Annotated in this window: 21 protein-coding genes and 1 pseudogene; 14 read left to right on the top strand and 8 right to left on the bottom strand. The window is 37.1% G+C overall.

Annotated features, from left to right (window positions below):
* From eutC to ABES03_RS17415, 11 genes and pseudogenes are all read left to right on the top strand, one after another.
* Complete coding sequence (gene eutC / locus ABES03_RS17465) at positions 1–963, top strand: ethanolamine ammonia-lyase subunit EutC (RefSeq protein ID WP_430118997.1); 963 nt, start codon at positions 1–3, stop codon at positions 961–963.
* A gap of 14 nt (positions 964–977) precedes the next feature.
* Entirely contained in the window at positions 978–1631 is a 654-nt protein-coding gene (gene eutL, locus ABES03_RS17460; protein WP_430118995.1) for an ethanolamine utilization microcompartment protein EutL, read from the top strand.
* A gap of 37 nt (positions 1632–1668) precedes the next feature.
* On the top strand, positions 1669–3192 hold the full coding sequence (locus ABES03_RS17455; RefSeq protein WP_430118993.1) for an aldehyde dehydrogenase family protein: 1524 nt from the start codon (positions 1669–1671) through the stop codon (positions 3190–3192).
* Between the two features lie 15 nt (positions 3193–3207).
* Positions 3208–3501: an ethanolamine utilization microcompartment protein EutM gene (gene eutM / locus ABES03_RS17450; RefSeq protein ID WP_307287352.1), complete on the top strand. Its 294-nt coding sequence runs from the start codon at positions 3208–3210 to the stop codon at positions 3499–3501.
* Positions 3502–3531: 30 nt separating this feature from the next.
* A pseudogene (locus tag ABES03_RS17445) lies at positions 3532–4176 on the top strand (phosphate propanoyltransferase); the annotation flags it as partial.
* Positions 4177–4416: 240 nt separating this feature from the next.
* Entirely contained in the window at positions 4417–4719 is a 303-nt protein-coding gene (locus tag ABES03_RS17440) for a EutN/CcmL family microcompartment protein (protein ID WP_430118991.1), read from the top strand.
* Positions 4694–5074, top strand: coding sequence for a BMC domain-containing protein (locus tag ABES03_RS17435; protein WP_430118989.1), 381 nt, complete (start codon positions 4694–4696; stop codon positions 5072–5074). The genes ABES03_RS17440 and ABES03_RS17435 overlap by 26 nt, the downstream gene beginning before the upstream one ends.
* A 51-nt stretch (positions 5075–5125) precedes the next feature.
* The gene (mdh, locus tag ABES03_RS17430; RefSeq protein WP_430118987.1) at positions 5126–6067 is read left to right on the top strand and encodes a malate dehydrogenase; all 942 of its coding nucleotides are present in this window, start codon (positions 5126–5128) and stop codon (positions 6065–6067) included.
* Positions 6068–6187: 120 nt separating this feature from the next.
* Complete coding sequence (gene eat / locus ABES03_RS17425) at positions 6188–7591, top strand: ethanolamine permease (protein WP_430118985.1); 1404 nt, start codon at positions 6188–6190, stop codon at positions 7589–7591.
* Positions 7592–7749: 158 nt separating this feature from the next.
* Entirely contained in the window at positions 7750–7890 is a 141-nt protein-coding gene (locus tag ABES03_RS17420) for a hypothetical protein (protein WP_430118983.1), read from the top strand.
* A 20-nt stretch (positions 7891–7910) separates the two neighbouring features.
* Positions 7911–9446, top strand: a complete 1536-nt coding sequence (locus ABES03_RS17415) for an amino acid permease (protein ID WP_430118981.1) — start codon at positions 7911–7913, stop codon at positions 9444–9446.
* Positions 9447–9493: 47 nt separating this feature from the next.
* Here ABES03_RS17415 and ABES03_RS17410 read toward each other — a convergent pair whose 3' ends face one another.
* From ABES03_RS17410 to ABES03_RS17400, 3 genes are all read right to left on the bottom strand, one after another.
* On the bottom strand, positions 9494–9730 hold the full coding sequence (locus ABES03_RS17410) for a hypothetical protein (RefSeq protein ID WP_430118979.1): 237 nt from the start codon (positions 9728–9730) through the stop codon (positions 9494–9496).
* A 34-nt stretch (positions 9731–9764) separates the two neighbouring features.
* Positions 9765–10454 (bottom strand): aspartate/glutamate racemase family protein, encoded by a 690-nt coding sequence (locus ABES03_RS17405; protein ID WP_430118977.1) that lies wholly within the window; start codon positions 10452–10454, stop codon positions 9765–9767.
* A gap of 61 nt (positions 10455–10515) precedes the next feature.
* Positions 10516–11139, bottom strand: coding sequence for a CPBP family intramembrane glutamic endopeptidase (locus tag ABES03_RS17400; RefSeq protein ID WP_430118975.1), 624 nt, complete (start codon positions 11137–11139; stop codon positions 10516–10518).
* Positions 11140–11508: 369 nt separating this feature from the next.
* Here ABES03_RS17400 and ABES03_RS17395 point away from each other — a divergent pair, with 369 nt between their 5' ends.
* Positions 11509–12231, top strand: a complete 723-nt coding sequence (locus ABES03_RS17395) for a DsbA family oxidoreductase (protein ID WP_430118973.1) — start codon at positions 11509–11511, stop codon at positions 12229–12231.
* 56 nt (positions 12232–12287) lie between these two features.
* On the opposite strand, the gene ABES03_RS17390 is transcribed toward ABES03_RS17395, so the two are convergent.
* Positions 12288–12599, bottom strand: a complete 312-nt coding sequence (locus ABES03_RS17390; RefSeq protein WP_430118971.1) for a CotG/ExsB N-terminal domain-containing protein — start codon at positions 12597–12599, stop codon at positions 12288–12290.
* Between the two features lie 200 nt (positions 12600–12799).
* Between ABES03_RS17390 and ABES03_RS17385 the strand changes: the two genes are divergently transcribed.
* On the top strand, positions 12800–13891 hold the full coding sequence (locus tag ABES03_RS17385; RefSeq protein ID WP_430118969.1) for a CotH kinase family protein: 1092 nt from the start codon (positions 12800–12802) through the stop codon (positions 13889–13891).
* 51 nt (positions 13892–13942) lie between these two features.
* Here the strand turns inward: ABES03_RS17385 and ABES03_RS17380 are convergent, their stop codons facing one another.
* From ABES03_RS17380 to ABES03_RS17365, 4 genes are all read right to left on the bottom strand, one after another.
* On the bottom strand, positions 13943–14962 hold the full coding sequence (locus ABES03_RS17380; RefSeq protein WP_430118967.1) for a hypothetical protein: 1020 nt from the start codon (positions 14960–14962) through the stop codon (positions 13943–13945).
* Positions 14959–15837, bottom strand: a complete 879-nt coding sequence (locus ABES03_RS17375) for an ABC transporter permease subunit (protein ID WP_430118965.1) — start codon at positions 15835–15837, stop codon at positions 14959–14961. Before ABES03_RS17375 ends, ABES03_RS17380 begins: the two co-directional genes overlap by 4 nt.
* A 128-nt stretch (positions 15838–15965) precedes the next feature.
* Positions 15966–16970: a hypothetical protein gene (locus ABES03_RS17370; RefSeq protein ID WP_430118963.1), complete on the bottom strand. Its 1005-nt coding sequence runs from the start codon at positions 16968–16970 to the stop codon at positions 15966–15968.
* Entirely contained in the window at positions 16967–17845 is an 879-nt protein-coding gene (locus tag ABES03_RS17365; protein ID WP_430118961.1) for an ABC transporter permease subunit, read from the bottom strand. The genes ABES03_RS17370 and ABES03_RS17365 overlap by 4 nt, the downstream gene beginning before the upstream one ends.
* Positions 17846–18025: 180 nt before the next feature.
* Between ABES03_RS17365 and ABES03_RS17360 the strand changes: the two genes are divergently transcribed.
* Complete coding sequence (locus tag ABES03_RS17360) at positions 18026–18883, top strand: ABC transporter permease subunit (RefSeq protein WP_430118959.1); 858 nt, start codon at positions 18026–18028, stop codon at positions 18881–18883.

Here is an 18883-nt window from a genome sequence, read left to right as displayed (position 1 = left end):
ATGAATCCTGAATTAGTTGAACAAATTACCAAATTAATATATGAAAAATTAAAATCACAAATTGTGGTGACCGATGAACAGACGTCATCAGAAGTAGAGGTGAAGTTTTGGAACCACAATGCAGACGGTCAATCACACCCTTCTGCGAGTGATAACTATCAACCCATCAAAGAAAAGATGCAGCAAACCCTACAAGATGATATTGAAGATATTAACTTAGAATCAAAGCCTGTTATTGGAATTGAATCCCCATTTGATAAAGATGAGTTAGAGTCTTTGATTAGTAAGACACCTGCAAGAATTGGGGTGGGGAGAGCGGGACTAAGACCTAAAACGAATACCTGGTTGAAGTTTCGTTACGATCATGCAGCTGCAGTGGATGCCGTGTACGGTGATGTAAATCCTGGTTTATTAGAAAGTTTATCGCTGTTTAAAGTTAACACAAAGGTGGCTGACAAAGAAATTTATGTAAGACGTCCTGATTTTGGGCGCAAGCTTTCTGAAGAAGCTAAGCAACTGATCACACAAAAATGCCAAAAAGCTCCAACCGTTCAAATCATTGTATCAGATGGTTTAAGTTCAAAGGCGATTGATGAAAACTTAGAGGATGTCTATCTATCTCTTAATCAAGCACTACAAGCTTTAGGCCTTCATGTAGGGACCCCTTTTTTCATTGAAAAAGGAAGAGTAGCTGCCATGGATGATGTTGGAGAGCTGTTAAAGCCAAAAGTGATTGTGTACTTGATTGGTGAGCGTCCGGGTCTTGTGAGTGCGGAATCTCTTAGTGCCTATCTATGTTATGAACCACGAATAGGGACAATTGAGGCGGATCGAATGGTTGTTTCGAATATTCATAAAGGTGGAATCCCGCCGGTTGAAGCGGGTGCCTATCTTGGTACAGTCATTCAAAAAATATTAAAATATCAAGCTAGTGGAGTTTCGCTAGTTCAAAAAGAACAATAAGGGAGGACTCGGTTGTGACCTTAAAGCGAATTCATGCAGAAATTTTAGCTGTCAGAATTATTCCAAACGTGGACTCCGCCCTGGCAGAGCAATTTCAACTCCAACCCAATCATCGAAGCCTGGCCATTTTTACTTCCACCATCGATGATGTTGGATATACCGCTTTAGATGAGGCTACAAAAAGAGCGGATGTAGAGGTTGTTTATGCTCGCTCGTTCTATGCGGGTTCTGCACATGCCTCGGGGCCATTATCAGGTGAAATGATCGGCATCCTAGCTGGTCCAACTCCAGACGAAGTGAAAAGTGGAATAGAGGCGGTCATCCAGACTGCAGAAAACGATGCTTTTTTCGAAGCAGTAAATGAAGAGAAAAGCCATGCGTTGTATGCCCATGTGGTAGCAAGGACGGGAAGCTATTTATCGAAAGAAGCTGGAATCACGCAAGGGGAAGCACTTGCTTACTTGATTGCCCCGCCGCTCGAGGCGGTTTATGGAATTGACGCAGCGTTAAAGGCGGCAGACGTGGAGTTAGTTAAATTTTTTGGCCCGCCTTCAGAAACGAACTTTGGAGGAGGACTACTTACCGGTTCACAATCTGCTTGTCAAGCAGCAGCAGATGCGTTCCGTGAGGTCATTCTTGACATTAGTAGAAATCCAAGACAAATCTAACAATTTACTATTTATAAAAGAAAGGTGTGTATCCCAGGTGCAGTTTGATCATGATTTACAATCAATCCAAGAAATGCGGGATGCCCTTCACAAAGCAAAGGAAGCGCAGCAGAAGTATATGGGGTTTTCACAAGAGCAAGTCGACGCAATCGTAAAGCGGGTAGCGGAGGCTGCTTTTGCTAAATCATTGGAATTAGCAAAGCTTGCGGTTGAAGAAACTAGAATGGGTATTGTTGAACACAAACGAATGAAAAATGATGTCGGATCAATGGCTGTATATCAATCTATCAAGAATGAAAAGACAGTTGGCATTATTAAAGAGGACCATGCTAACAAAGTAGTGGAAGTGGCGGCACCATTTGGAGTAATCGCTGGTATAATTCCAACGACCAATCCAACTTCGACGGCTATCTTTAAAGCTTTAATTAGCTTAAAAACAAGAAATGGAATAGTATTAAGCCCACACCCTAGAGCAGTTAAATGTACGATAGCGGCATTGGGAATTTGCATGGAGGCTGCTAAAGAGGCAGGAGCACCAGATGGGATAATTGGATGGATCTCTAAACCAACAATGGCAGCAACGACGGAATTAATGAAACATCGTGACATTGATTTAATCCTTGCAACTGGTGGAAAAGATTTAGTCCGTGCTGCTTATAGCTCTGGAAAACCGGCGTATGGAGTCGGTCCAGGTAATGTTCCGGTATATGTTGAAAAATCAGCAGATATAGCAAAAGCCATGAAAATGATTGTGGAAAGTAAATCATTTGACCATGGAACGATTTGCGCAACAGAACAAGCCATGGTGGTTGATCGCAATGTCCAGCAGTTGGCGATTAGAGAACTAACGAAAAATGGCGCATATTTGTTGGATGATCAAGAAAAAGTTAAATTAGAAAAAGTCATTTCACCTCTGCCAGGAAAATTAAATCCTAATATTGTGGGACAAAGCGCATTGAAAATTGCGGAAATGGCTGGGATTACTGTCCCATCGGGTACGAGAATTTTAGTTGCTGAAGAAAGAAAAGTGGGGAAAGACGTACCATTTTCAATAGAAAAGCTTTCACCCATCCTAGCTCTATACACAGCAGATAGTTATCCTCAGGCAAAAGAAATATGCTTAAGCTTGCTAAACCTTGGCGGGAGAGGACATAGTTTATCCCTGCACACGAATGATGACAAGGTAGCAAGGGAATTTGCCCTAGAAATGCCAGTTTCAAGGTTGATGGTAAACACGCTCTCCTCAATTGGGGCGGTTGGTGCTACAACTGGACTCGTTCCATCACTGACACTTGGCTGTGGATCTTTTGGAGGCAATATTACTTCAGACAATGTATCTGCCAAGCATTTAATCAATATAAAAAGAATGGCATATGGAACGAAAGAGGTCATCATTCCAAAGCAAGAAAAGCAACCTAGTCAAACAAAATCAGAATCAAATGAAAATGTATCTGAAATTGTTGAACAGGTTTTAAAACAAGTAAATATCGCAGGAAATGTAGATCCAAATTTGATTTCTGAAATGGTGAATCAAGTTTTAAAAAAATATCAAATGAACTAATAGGAGGAATGGACAATGGCAAGAGAGTTAACAGCATTAGGAATGGTGGAAACAAAAGGATTAGTGGCATCAATTGAGGCAGCTGACGCAATGGTAAAAGCAGCAAACGTCAACCTTATTGGAAAAGTTCAGGTTGGAGGAGGCCTTGTAACTGTATTTGTACGCGGCGACGTAGGTGCGGTAAAGGCAGCAACAGACGCTGGTGCTGCAGCTGCACAACGTGTTGGGGAGCTTTTATCGGTACACGTCATTCCTCGTCCACACAATGAATTGGAAAGCATTTTACCAAAATTAGAAGCTGAACTCTAATCTTTAGCTTACTAGGTTAGGAGATAAGTGATGAATAAACAGGCCATTCAAATGATCGTGGAAGAGGTCATTCAGCAATTTTTGAATAAAAATTCGGTGACTCGTAACATTCCGATGGCTGTTTCTGCCCGACACTGTCATGTAAGTCAAAGTGATTTAGAAGTGCTATTTGGTAAAGGATATGAATTAACAAAAAAAGCTGATTTATCACAACCAGGTCAGTTTGCTGCAAATGAAACGGTGATGATTGTCGGACCAAGGGGTTCTATTGAAAAGGTCAGAATTCTTGGTCCTGCCCGTTCACTCACTCAAGTAGAAGTAAGTAAAACAGATTCGGTTAAATTGGGGGTAAAACCTCCGATTCGTGAATCTGGAAATATTAAAGAATCTGCTTCTATTACACTAGTTGGCCCAAAAGGAAGTATTTTTAAAAAAGAAGGTCTTATCATAGCCCAGGCACACATCCATATGACACCTGAAGATGCATTGAATTTTGGTGTGGAGAATGGAGAATATGTACGGATTAAAACGGGCGATGAACGTCCTGTATCCTTTGGAAAAGTACTCATTCGTGTATCTGCTAGATATAAGTTGGAGATGCATATTGATACCGATGAAGCGAATGCCGGTCTGATTACTAGCGGAGATGTGGGTATTCTAGAGAAATATGAGGAAATGGATGAGGTAAAGAGGGAAAGTTTTGTCAAACTACCCGAAAAGCAAATGGCTATTGAGCAACGTAATGAACCAGTCGTCTTTGAGAATAAGCTTTTATCACAAAGAGATATACAAACATGGAAGGACCACACAATTACGATAAACAAGCGTACAATTGTAACCCCTTTAGCACGTGATACCGCAAGAGAGTTAGGGAAAACCATCAAGGTAATTGACTAACGATGGGAGATGATTTTTTTGCAAGTAGGTACAGTAATCGGAAATGTATGGGCGACTAGAAAGGAAGACCATTTAACTGGATTGAAATTTTTATTTGTGCAGCCAGAGCTTCCTAACGGATCGCCAATTCAAACCCCCATTATTGCTGTAGACCGAATAGGTGCAGGTGTTGGGGACAAAGTGATGGTAACTTTAGGTAGTGCTGCAACGAATATGGCAGCACAGACTAGTCTACCTATCGATGCCCTTATTATCGGAATAATTGATTCGATAGACGTTACGGGAGGTGCCGAGCATGGCGAAGGCATTAGGAATGATTGAAACGAGAGGGTTAATTGCCTCTATCGTGGCCGCAGATGCAATGGTAAAAGCGGCTGATGTCAGGCTCATAAAGAAAGAAAAGGTAGATGCAGGTCTTGTGGCTGTTTTAGTGGAAGGGGATGTAGGAGCCGTGCAAGCTGCCGTTGATGCAGGCAAGTATGCAGCAGCTAAGGCAGGAGTGCTGGTTTCCGCTCATGTGATTCCACGTCCTGATGATGGTGTAGGAGTGATTCTTGCAGAGCAGCCAAAAAAGGATCAAGAAATATTGAAAACAAATAAAAAGGATACAAAAGCAAAAACAAAATCAATTTCACCTAAAGTTGATTCTACACAAGAAGAACCTCCAAGCAACTAAACTATTAATTTGAAAAGCTACTATGAGTATTGAAAATGGGGGGAGAAGAAATTGGCTTTCAAACGGAGAAAAATTGCAGTTATCGGAGCAGGTTTTACCGGTGCAACAGCTGCATTGATGCTTGCTCAGAAAGAATTAGGTGATGTGGTTCTAGTAGATATCCCATCTCAAAGTGATCCAACCAAAGGGAAAGCACTTGATATGTTAGAAGCAAGTCCTGTGCAGGGATTTAATGCAAATATTACTGGAACGTCAAATTACGAGGATATCCTAGATGCTGACTTAGTGCTTATTACGGCAGGGATTGCTCGGAAACCAGGGATGAGTCGTGACGATTTAGTGTCAACAAATGCTAAAATTATCGAGCAAGTATCAGAAAACGTGAAAAGGTTTGCTCCTAATAGTTACATTATAGTTCTTAGTAATCCGGTGGATGCAATGACCTATGTATGCTATAAAACGACCGGGTTTCCAAAGAATCGTGTTATTGGTCAATCAGGTGTATTAGATACAGCCCGTTTTAACACATTTGTAGCCCAGGAATTGAATGTATCAGTTGAGGACATTTCTGGGTTTGTACTTGGTGGTCACGGGGATGATATGGTACCTTTAGTACGCTTTTCCTATGCGGGAGGAATCCCACTGGATAAAATTCTCCCACCGCATCGGATTGATGCAATTGTAGAAAGAACGCGTAAGGGCGGCGGTGAAATTGTCAATTTACTTGGACAAGGAAGTGCTTATTTTGCTCCTGCTGCATCCATGGTCCAAATGGCAGAGGCCATACTTAAAGACAAAAAGCGCATTTTACCATCCATCGCTTATTTAGAAGGTGAATATGGCTATCATGATCTTTATTTAGGGGTTCCGACCATTCTTGGAGGAGATGGAATCGAAAGTATTATTGAGATCCCGCTAACTCCTGAAGAGAAATCTGCATTAGATAAATCTGCACAATCCGTCCGAAATGTTATGACTATTTTTAACAAGTAGTTCAAGTCTATTAATATTGTAAAATAAGGTATTCATTCTCCTACGAAAAATTTTCAGAAAAAGACCTAACAATAGTGGAAGTTCTAAATTCAAAAATGTTCTTAAAAGGGGACGATCTTATTGGAGAAGGAAAAAAACCAATTGCATAAAAGTCTGAAGCCTATCCATTTATGGGGTATTGCAGTGGGGATGGTTATTTCTGGTCAGTATTTTGGTTGGAATTATGGGTTCGAACAAGGGGGAACCATTGGCCTTGCTATTGCAGCACTTATAATTACAGTGTTCTATACAACTTTTATTTTTAGTTATTCTGAGTTATCCACTTCTATTCCAAATGCTGGTGGGCCATCTGCTTATGCAAGGAAAGCAATGGGGCCATTTATGGGGTTTGTAACAGGGATAGCCTGTTTACTTGAATTTGTATTTGCTCCACCAGCTATTGCTGTTTCAGTGGGTGCATACATTAATTTCTTAGTCCCTAGCATTAATGCCGTCTATGCAACAGTTGGGATGTTTATTTTGTTTATTTTAGTCAACCTCATCGGGGTAAAGGGAGCTGCAATCATTGAATTGGTAGCTACCATTATGGCCCTTATCGGTTTAGCAATTTATTATGTAGCAGGGTTACCACATGTACAAACATCTAATATTTTTAATGAAACGGCCTTCTCAAATGGCTGGTCTGGGGTTATGGCTGCAATTCCTTTTGCCATTTGGTTCTTCTTAGCTATTGAAGGCGGTGCGATGGCCGCTGAAGAAGTTCGTGATCCTAAGAAGGATATTCCAAAAGGATTCATTTCAGGTATTTTAACTCTGGGTGTTGCCACGGTTTTAACATTATTCGTAACGGCTGGTCTTGGTGGAGGAACTGGCAAGCCGGCGGATTATCCACTTCCACAGGCATTATCAAGTGTGTATGGTGAAGGCAGTATTATTCCTATTACAGTCGCTATTATTGGACTCTTTGGTTTAATTGCCAGTTTACATGGAATTATTATTGGTTTTTCCCGCCAGACATTTGCTTTAGCGAGAGCGGGTTACTTACCGAAATTCCTTTCTAATCTTTCAAAAAGAGGCGTACCGCACTGGGGTCTCATTGTACCAGGTGCAATTGGTGTCATTGCTGCTGGTTCTGCTAATTTTGCAAATGCCCTAATTATTCTTTCTGTTTTTGGCGCAATTACCATGTACTGTTTAAGTATGGTTTCATTATTTGTGTTAAGAAAGAAAGAACCAAATATGGAGAGACCATTCAAAGTAAGTTATCCGGTTGTACCAGCGATTGCACTTATTTTAGGCGTGTTTTCTTTCTTCTGTGTTGTTAAATATAGTGTTCTAACTACATCTTTACCATTGTTTGGAGTAGAACTTCCATTAGGTTATGTCATTTTATCCATCTTTGGAGTAGCAATTGTCTACTATTTCTTAGTAGGTTCGAAAAATCTACGCCCAATGTCAGAAGAATTTGTATCCATAGAAGATATTACTTCACATGAAGAATTAAAGGATGTAGCAAACAGATAATATTATATAATTTTCGATTTGATTGAGCAGTCTCTATGAGGACTGCTTTTCTATTCTATGATTTATAGTGAATATAATCGAATTTTTCAGAATACTTATAGTATTAACTTGACCCATATAGGTCTTTGTTTAAACCTTGTTGAAGGAGGTGACCGTGGTTGGAGGTCTTAATTGGTTTCGCTTTAGTCATCATTACACTTGGAGTTGGTTCTGCTATTGGACTGAGAGCAAATAAAAATGTGAGAGCTTTTAAAGAGGAAGAACATGAGATTTTCGTGGGAAGTGATGAAAAAGTCTAAGCACGAAAGGAGAAGTATCTATGAAAAATAAAGATCAACAAATGCTGGCGGATAAAAAACAGCTAAATCGCTATGGATATGCACAAGAACTACTACGTGATATGGGGGGGTTTTCAAACTTTGCGATTTCATTTTCAATCATTTCTATATTAACAGGTGCAGTTTCCCTTTACGGCCATGGATTACTTTATGGTGGACCTGGAATGATGGGGTTCGGGTGGACCATCGTTGCCTTTTTTGTACTATTAATTGCTGCCTCTCTATCTGAACTCGCTTCAGCGATTCCAACAGCAGGGGCTTTATATCACTGGGCTGCTGCCTTAAAAGGCACGAGAATTGGCTGGTATACTGCCTGGATCAATTTAATTGGTCAAATCGGAATCGTAGCTGGAATTGATTATTCAGTCGCCTTATTCGCCGATCCACTCCTAGCAACCATCTTCAATTATTCTTCTAATGATACTACTATTCTCATCGTTTTTGGTGTAGTCCTCCTTTTACACGGAATCCTTAACCATGTTGGTATAAAAATAGTTGCAAAATTAAATGACTTTTCGGCTTGGTATCATATGATCGTTGTTGCTATATTAGTCGTAAGCCTTGCCTTCTTTACTAAAGATGGCCTCCAACCAATTGACTATTTATTTCAAGTTGGAACAACATTTTCAGATAAGCCGTATTTTCTTGCCTTTTTAATCGGATTGTTGCAAGCACAATGGACATTTACAGGATATGATGCATCCGCACATACAATTGAAGAAACGGTTCATCCAAGGGTTCGAGCACCATGGGGAATTTTTAACTCAGTCGCATTTTCGTTCGTATTTGGTTTTATCATGCTCTCATTTGTTACTCTTTCCATTCATGATGCGAGTGGCGCGGTGGACTCTGATAATGCCTTTATCTATGTTATCAGCCAAGCATTGGGTGGTACATTTGGAAACATCGTACTCTGGCTTGTTACTTTTGCCATGTTCTTCTGCGGTCTATCATCAATTACCTCGTTTTCACGGATGATGTATGCTTTTTCACGAGATAAGGGAATGCCGTTTAGCAGGCATTGGGCAGAAATTAGCCGTAAATATCGAACGCCTGCGAAAGCGATCTGGCTTTCTGTTATTCTTTCCTTTGTCCTTGCATTAATTGATTATATTACAAAGTTAATCAATCCAGATGTGGGGTACTCAACGATCGCGTTTTTAACTGCTGTGAGTGTAGTTGGTTTATATGTGGCTTACGGAATCCCGATCTTTTTGAAACTAAGAGCTGAATCAAAAGGCATATTCTTACCTAAACACTATGGTCCGTGGAGTTTAGGTAAATGGAGCAAACCAATTAACGTTATTAGTTTAATCTGGATTCTCTTTATATGTATCATCATGGTAATTCCACCAAATCAAATGGCTGCCTACGCTATAGGAGGCATGTTTGTCATTCTAATCATCATGGACTTGGGTTATTACAAAAAGCACTTTAAAGGCCCTCAAGCTGCATTAGAAAAATCAGTTGAAGAAATAAAACGATTGGAAGATGAGTTCGAACATGAACATGAGTAGGATTATGCAAAGAAGTGCCCTTTTTGGATAGGGCACTTCTTTTTGCTTTAGCGAAATGGTGCCTGGTTTTTATATACATAGATTTTCTCTGCGATAAAGCTGAGGAATATACCAATAATAAACGGAACTAAGGAACCTGTTTCAACGTAGAAACTATTTACATTTAGTTCATATTTATGATGAAACATTAACCATTCTATCTTAAAGAGATGCCCAATCGCATACAAAAGGCCAGTTGCTATTACAAACGTAGAAAAACCGACTAGAAATTTCTTAAACTTCATATTTTCCCCCCATTCTGTTTATGAATAATAAATACTATTCAAGTGCATTGTTAACCGCAGCAAGAGCGTGAATAGAAGCTGTATCAAATAATGGCACATTAATATCCTCTTGTTTTATTAATAAACCTATTTCAGTACATCCAAGAATGATGCCCTCTGCTCCATTTTCAATTAGGTTACTAATGAAACTCTTATATGAAGTTTTTGATGAGTGAAGAATTTTCCCTAAACATAATTCTTCATAAATTATGGTATTTATCATGTCTCTTTCCTGATCAGTTGGTATAAGAACCTTTAGTCCTTGGGCTTCTAAACGGGATTTGTAAAAATCCTGCTCCATCGTATACTTGGTGCCAAGCAAGCCAATTGTCTTCAAACCATTCTTTTTAATTTGAGTAGCTGTTGCATCTGCAATATGTAAAATAGGAATATTAATGTTTTCTTGGATGGCATCTATAACTTTATGCATGGTGTTGGTACAAATGATAATGAAGTCTGCGCCACTTAATACTAGGCTTTTTGCTGCATCAGCTAAAATTTTTCCAGCTCTAACCCAATCACCTTCAGATTGACACTTTTCAATCTCAGCGAAATCAACGCTGTACATGATACATTGAGCTGAATGCAATCCACCTAATCTCTTCTTAACTTCCTCGTTAATGATACGATAATACTCAACTGAGGATTCCCAGCTCATTCCACCTATTAACCCAATGATTTTCATAAGTTCCCCCTAATTTTTTTCATTATAAAATCAAGACAATGAATGGAGCTAAAAGATTCAGCTATTGTGAAATGGTTATTTTTCTATTTTTTATATTTGGAACTATAGTCGTATAGAATCTTATTGTACAAAGAACAAATAAAAACATAATTGCAGGGACCAGATAGTGAAGGAGATTGGAAAATGCAGTTTCGTGACCAGTTTCCTTAACGATAAAAATTCCACTCCCAGAATTACCAACTAGACCAAAGAAAAGACCGTAGGCAATATTTAAGCCATAATGGAGCCCTGTATCTGCCCATATTGATCCCGTTTTATAGTATGCAAGAGTTAAAGAGAGGCCTAAAATAATGGAAAAGATAATATTTCTGAGGCTAAATCCTGCATACCAATAATCATCAAGTGCATAAATTAAAATACTTATTATAAATACCCAGACAATGTGAATCTTATCTTTTAATATATTGATAACATAGCCTCTGACAATTAAATCATTAATTAGAGATCCAACTAAGTAACCAATAAAGACTTCCACAACAGGCATGATTACATTTACAGGGTTATGAACGCCTACAAACTCTAAGTCGCCAACGTAAAATTGTATGAAGAACATAACCATCCAAAATCCAAAGCCTATCAGAAAGCTAATAATAAAGTTCTTATTCCAGCCTGGATGAAATACCATTCCCAATCCTTTTAATCCATCTAGTCCGACCCATTTAGAAATATAAAAAGCTAACGGAAAGAAGAGTAGAGTGGACCCAAATTGAAGAAATGGATTTCCAAGCTGAACGGGAATTAAATTAAAATATAAATCTAAAATAAGAAAACCAATTATGCCTTTTAAAAAGTTTTTAATTAAAATACACCTCCATGAAAAAATAGTGAACTAGTTAATTTTACCTTTTTTAAAGGTAAAATCAACCAGTTTCCTATTACCCTTTTTTCAATGAATGCTTTTCTAGTGTTCATCCTTTCTTGTGAGCACATTTTATTTGTTTTCAATCACCATGTGTTACTATAAAACGTAATTGAAGAAAAACGAGGTGTTGACATGAAAATTGAGGTTTGGTCAGATTATGTATGTCCGTTTTGTTACATTGGAAAGCGCAGACTAGAAGACGCGTTAAACCAATTCCCACATAGAGATCAAGTTGAAGTTGAATTCAAAAGCTTTGAGCTAGATCCAAACTCACCAGAATATAGTGGTCAAAATATCCATGCAGTATTAGCAAAAAAATACGGTATGAGTATAGATCAAGCGAAACAAGCTAACCAGGGAGTTGGACAACAGGCAGCAACAGTTGGATTAACTTTTAATTTTGAAGAAATGAAACCAACGAATACTTTTGATGCGCATCGCTTGGCAAAATTGGCGAAAGCAAAAGGGAAAGAACCATTGGTTTCTGAAAAGCTTCTTCAATCTTATTTTACTGAAGGAAAAAATATTGGGGATTTGGAAACCTTGATTGCCATAGCTGAGGATGCAGGCATAGAACGAGAAGAAGTATTACGTGTTTTGAATGATAAAAATGCATTTGCCAATGAAGTTCGTTTAGATGAATCGCTTGCCCAACAATATGGTGTTCGTGGGGTTCCGTATTTTGTTCTAAATTCAAAGTACGCAATATCTGGGGCACAACCACTTGAAACATTCAAGGATGCCTTACAAAAAGTTTGGGAGGAAGAATCACCTAAACCAATGTTTCAGGACTTATCGACAGCGGAAGATGTAAGCTGTGTAGATGGCAGCTGTGGAATTCCTGATAAAAAATAAACTAAAAAGAAGAGGGGTCTCCATAGGAGTCACCCTCTTTGCCTATAGTATACGTTTTAACGTCTTCGTACTCTTAATTTCCACATGTTTCCACTATCCCAATAGCTTTTCGTTTGATGATTGCTGCGGTTACTGCTCTGCCAACAAGATTTTATTTTAAAGCATTTGGTTGGATATCTTCTTGTAGTACAGCGCTTAGCAGATGTATGTCTTCTGGTTGTGTGTCTACTTGAATGCCGAGTAGTATTTCGACTTGAAGAGGAAGTGCGGCGATTACGGCTTGGTCCTCTAAACATAAAGTCCCCGAAACCACCACGTCTTACCTCATCTGCGGCCCTTTGTATTTCCTCTGATGAAAATTCACTCATTTTAGCACCTCCTTTAAATATAGAAAAGGGAGTACGTTTGCTCATTATACATATACCCTATAAACCTCACTCTTCTTTTACCAATTTACGTTTGTGGAGCCATTTTTGTATGAGAAAAAAGCCTATGAAAGGAAAAATTGCTATCCAATCGTGACCACTATTCCTTTATTTTCATACGAATAAAAGAAGGAGGAATAAAAATGGACGAGGTGACAAAGGTACCTGAGTATAAACTTTTTATAAATCCCAATGACCTAAAGGAACTAAAGAGGGATATATGGAATGATGAACCTGTACCCGGACGGTTAACCATAGAAGGTAAGAGACTAGAGATTGATCTAAGTTATCGAGGAGCCCATATTAGAGATTTGGAGAAAAAGTCCTATCAGATAGCTTTTTATAAACCTAATAACTTTAGGGGATCTAAAATCATTCATTTAAATGCAGAATATATGGACCCCTCACTCATTCGCAATAAATTATCCTTTGACTTTTTTTCGGATATTCAAGTTTTAGCGCCAAGGTCCCAGCATGTTTTTTTGACACAGAACGGAAGACCAGAAGGGGTATACTTAGAAATTGAATCAGTGGATGAAAATTTCTTGCGAAGAAGAAACTTATTGAAGGGAAGCATTTTTTATGCACTTGATGGTGATGCTAATTTTTCCCTTATGAGTGAATTGGACAAAGAAACAAAAAAATCATTAAGTTTGGGCTATGAAAGAAAATGGGGAGACCAAAAAGAAAATTATTATTTAGAAGAATTTATCTTTAAGATTAATACAATAGGAAAAAGGGAATTCGAAAAGGAAATACACAATTTTGTGGATGTTAATAAGTATCTTCGCTGGATTGCTGGAGTTATATTCACATCGAATTATGATGGTTTTGTTCATAATTACTCATTGTATAGGAACGGTGAGACTGGTTTATTTGAAGTCCTACCCTGGGATTATGATGCTACATGGGGAAGGGATGTTAACGGAAAAACTATGGAAGCTGATTATGTACCAATAGATGGATTTAATACATTAACGGCAAGAATTTTAGACGTAAACCATTTCCGAAAACAATATGTAAACTTACTGAAAGAAATAATGTCACAGCAATTCACATTAGACTACATGGTTCCAAGGGTGGAACTGTTGCTTCAATTGATTAGACCATATGTCTTGAGGGATCCTTATAAAAATAAAGAAATAGAACAATTCGATAAAGAAATGGATGTAATAAAGGAATATATAATTGGAAGAAGGAATTACCTAAAAAGGATGATGGTAAGTTTAGAATAAAAAGGGACAGTCCCCCGCTGCTTTAAAGCACTGGGGGACTGTCCCCATTTTTTACTTTAGTTCCCTATGAAACGTGAAGTCCTTTGCATTAAGGGAGTAGGTTGGGCTTTGCTCTTTCATTTTTTTCTTCTTCTTTGATTTTTTCTTCTGCTTGGACAGATTGCCTAAGGAGTTAATGTCTAATACCTCATCTAATTCTTTCTTAATCATGTTAATTATGAGGATTAAGATAAAGTAACATGCGAGCGGGATAAGTACTACCCAAGGCGACATATAGAATTCACGGTAATTCTGTCCAACTAGACCGGCCCATTCCTTAGATATGGAATTCAGAAGGGGCAATCCACGGACCTCTTCCTTTGATACCCCCCCTATATAAACCTGAAATGCACCTAAATACATCATAAGTAAAAGTGTACCTAGAAGCTGCTGAATAACCATTAAAAGTCCATATGAAGTCAAATAGGGCTTAATCTGAGTTTTTAACACATGATAATGATTCCCTCCCATTAAATACGAACACTGGATAAATGTTTTCTTTTTTAATTCATCAACAATGTCTACAGTCATAAACAGTACGGAAGGAATCCCCATAATCACAAGAATGATAATCTGATAGATCATTACACTATAAATTGAATCTTTAATATAGTTTGTAGAAACAGGATACATCAACACTAAAGTAATTAGGATAGGTGGTACTAAATTGAAGACAACAAGAAAATCCTTTACAAGTGGAAGCAAACGTTTCAACCATAAGGAAAATAATAATCCGAGAACGCTTCCTATTAACACTCGAAAAAGGGTGACACCAAACGCAGTTAGTAGTGTGAATTTTGCCCCGAAAATCATCATATAAAGAATATCTGCACCATTCCGGTCAGAGCCTAAAAGGTAATGAGAGGAAGGTGGAATAGGAGGGACTCCGATTAAATTTCCTTTTTTATCATAAAGATAGGTCACCTTATTAAAATCCGCAGGTCCATAGTAGGGATATAGTAAACTGGCAATAAGAATGATACTTAGAATAGACAATCCAACAATGGTCTTTTTATATTTTTGAAGTTTCATACAATGCTAGTTCCTTTTCTATTTTTTGACAACATCACAATTTTAGCAATGATATTAGCGATAATAACAGGCACGGCAAAAAAGAGGAAACCAAAAACAAAGGAAATCGCTCTTGTTCCATACATCGAACGTAACACATCCACATACCCGTGTATATTAAATAAGTATTCAACTACTATAATACTTGATAAGAGAAACCAAATAATGATTCTTAGGTGGATGAGTAATAAAGGAATAATGTTGCGGATAATATGTTTCGTGTAAATGGTTTTTAAGGGCGTCCCTTTTGCTATTGCAAATAATACATAATCTTGTTGTTCTTCATTTGCAAACTCTTTTAATAAAAATTGGACCAAGAAAATAGTAGGTACAAAACTAACAATAACAATTGGCATGATATATGGCTCGGTATAATTTCCTCCGTATAATTGAAAAAGCTTTATGTGAAAAGTTTTAAATAAAAATATCACTAGATATTGAAGTAAGAAGACTATAAGTAAGTCTGGTGCTGTGGTTGTAAAATCGATAAAACCACCAAGCCTCTTCCGAAAAGATAAGGGCATCAACATAATGGTGGTGGCCACAAACATTCCAATCAGTATGACTATGAAAAGTGAAACGGATAATATGGTCATGGTATAAAAATACTTATCCATACCATCGCCTTCAAAAAACCTTAATATGGAAGGGTATTCTTCAACATGAACGAACCATGTTAAGTTATTCAACACATAATCCTTATATTGGCTAAAGTGAAATTCAATGCTCTTTTGATTTACATTGAAAACTATTAGAAATGGTATGTTTAATAAACAAATAAAGCCAGCAAGCATGGCAATCAATCTCACTGGAAGATAGGCTACTTTTTTTATCAACCCACTCAAACCTTTCTAACTATTTTTAATTGCAAGAATAAATATATCCTACATTCAGACTAATTTCCACAATATTGTAAAATAAGAGTGTCAGGCACATTGGCGACTGTCACTCTTTCTGAAGGACGCTAGTTCATTTCTCTTTGTAATAGAAAGTCAGAAGCAACAATCGTAGTTTTGCCCTGGTCTTGTTTTTGTTGATCTTTTTTGATTTTCTTATTTTTAAGTTTAAAACCTAATGAATTAATATTCATCGTTTCTTCAAGTTCTTTCTTAATCATAGTAACAATAAGAATGAGAATGAAGTAGCAAATTAGTGGTATATAGACAAGGTAGGGGGCACGATAAAATTCATCAAAGTTTTGGCCAATAAGCCCGGCCCATTCTTTTGAGTTTGAATTAAATGTTTCCAAACCACGTACATTTCCTTTGGAAATTCCACCAATGTAAATTTTATAGATTCCAAGGTACATAATGAGGATAAAGGTATTTAATAATTGTTGAATCCCGATCAATATTCCATAAGACGTAAGGAAGGGTTTAATTTGTCTTTTTAAAACATGAAAATGACTACCTCCCATTAAGTAAGAAGTGAGGATAAACGATTTCTTACTTAGCTCCTCAATAATTTCTGAAGTAGTAACTATGACAGAAGGAATTCCTACAATAGCTAAGACCACAATTTGATATAGAATAATTCCATAGATCGCATCTTCCATATAGAAAGAGACCCTACCCATAAGAACTAACGTAATAATAATGGGTGGTACTATTTTATACACTAAGAGGTAATCCTTAATAACCAGAAGTAGCGGTTTCAACCATAAGGAAAATATTATTCCTAGTATCCCGCCAACTACGACTCTTAAAATGGTTACACTTAAAGCTATTAAAATGGTAAATTTTGCACCATACAGAAGCATAAGCAATATACTTTCTCCATTACGGTCTGTTCCTAACAGGTAATAAGAAGATGGTGGTAGAGGAGGAACTCCTACTAGGTCTCCTTTATCGTCATATAAGAAAAAGACTTTATCGAAATCACTTGGACCGTATAAAGGGTAGAGAAGACTTATAATTAGGACACACAATAAAAAAGATGAACCCCAGATTGTCTTTTTATATTTTCTCATATACTAGCTGTTTCCTTTCTATTCATCAATATCTTTACTACATAACCAATTGCACTCACTATGACAAGAGGTAGGGAGAAAAGGAGGAGTCCTACTACAAAAAGAACGACCCTTGTGCCGTACATGTAAGTAAGAGCAGCACTATATCCTTTGATATTTAGAATGTGTTCTATAACGTAAATACTCGATAGCAGAAACCAGACTATATATTTTAAATGAATCAGTATTAAAGGAATAATATTTCTAAAAATATGTTTGATATAAATTGTTCGTAAGGGAAGTCCTTTTGCCCTTGCAAACAAGACATAATCTTGGAGTTCTTCAGAAGTATACTCCTTTAAAATCAGCTGTGTTAAAAAGAGAGTGGGAACAAAAATGACTATTAATATTGGTACAAAATAAGGTTCTGTCTCCACTCCCCCATATAGCCGAAAAACCTTAAAATTGTACGTTTTATATAAAAAGAATATAAGGTATTGTAATACAGCGATAATAAGTAAATCTGGAACAGTGGTGGAAAAATCAATAAAACCCTTAAACCTTTTTTGTATAGGTAATGGCAGGAGCATGATGCCTGTTGCAATGATCAAGCTGAGAATGATAACGATAAATAGAGCAATACCTAATAATGACATGGTATACAGATATCTATGGATGCCATCTCCTTCAAAGTACTGTAAAATCCATGGATATTCATTTGTATGGGTAAACCAACTTAAGTTGCTTAATACATATTCCTTAAAAAAACTAAGCCTAAATTCAACTTTTAATTGATAAGGATTAAACGTTAATAGGATGGGTAAATTCACAGCAGAAATAAAACCTACTAGAATTACTATAAATCTTATTGGTAAAAAGACTTTCTTACTATACAAGGTCACCAGCCCCTTCTTCCAATGATTTCTCGTATTTACAAATATAGCGTAGAAAAATAAGGAATTCCACAATTTTGAAAATTTTAAAAATATATCCTTAAACCATGTAACTATTTATCTGAACCTTACGTCTATTAGGAATGCGAAAGAATTCAAATACTTGTATAAGAGGATGTTGTTATGAAAGGAATAAAAATAGTTAAAAGATTTTTCACCCTTATGGTCCAGTGTCTTGTTGGGGTTGAAGTACTAATAGTAATTGCTGTTTTCCCCGAGTTATTTAAAAATTTAACTTTAAATGGTGCCCAATATCTGCAAGCTGTTTATGATTTAAATATAAAACTGTTTACATTTGGTGATTTTTTATTGGTGGACCAGAAGAATTCTGTATTTCCTGTCATTATTTATAAGTATTTGAATTCTATGAAGATGTTAGGTGTAAGCTTTGTGGTAGCATGTTTAATTGCCTTTATTATTGCGTTTGTCGGTCTTATTTTCTTCAAAAATAAAATAAAGTATATTAAAAGCTTCCTAGAGATCCTTGAGTCTATTCCTGACCTAATGCTTATTTTATTACTGCAATTTGCGGTTATCATGGTTTATAAGAAAACGGGTATTAAGCTGGCCCAAGTTGTTACTGTAAGAGAAGAAGCGATTCTTCTTCCAGTCATCAGTTTAAGTGTTCCTATCAGTCTATACATAACAAAAGTACTAATTCATTACATTGAAGAAGAATTAGAGAAGCATTATGTCATGCTGGCAAAAGCAAAAGGCTTTACCTTTTCTTATATCCTAAATGTCCATGTACTTAGAAATATTGCGGATGGTATGTTCGGAACATCAAAAATGATTTTCTGGTCTATGCTTTCAACTCTATTAGTAATTGATTACTTGTTTAATATGAATGGACTGCTTAGAGTGATGTTAACCGCTGTAGATCCATTTATTATTGGATGCATCCTAATTTTTATTCCATTCTTTGTTATTTTTCGAATTTTTGAATGGGTGAGTTTTGAAAACAGAAAGGATATACAATAG

The sequence above is a fragment of the Neobacillus rhizosphaerae genome, from assembly GCF_050477885.1.
Taxonomy (GTDB): domain Bacteria; phylum Bacillota; class Bacilli; order Bacillales; family Cytobacillaceae; genus Neobacillus; species Neobacillus rhizosphaerae_A.
This window is presented reverse-complemented; position numbering and strand designations above follow the sequence as displayed.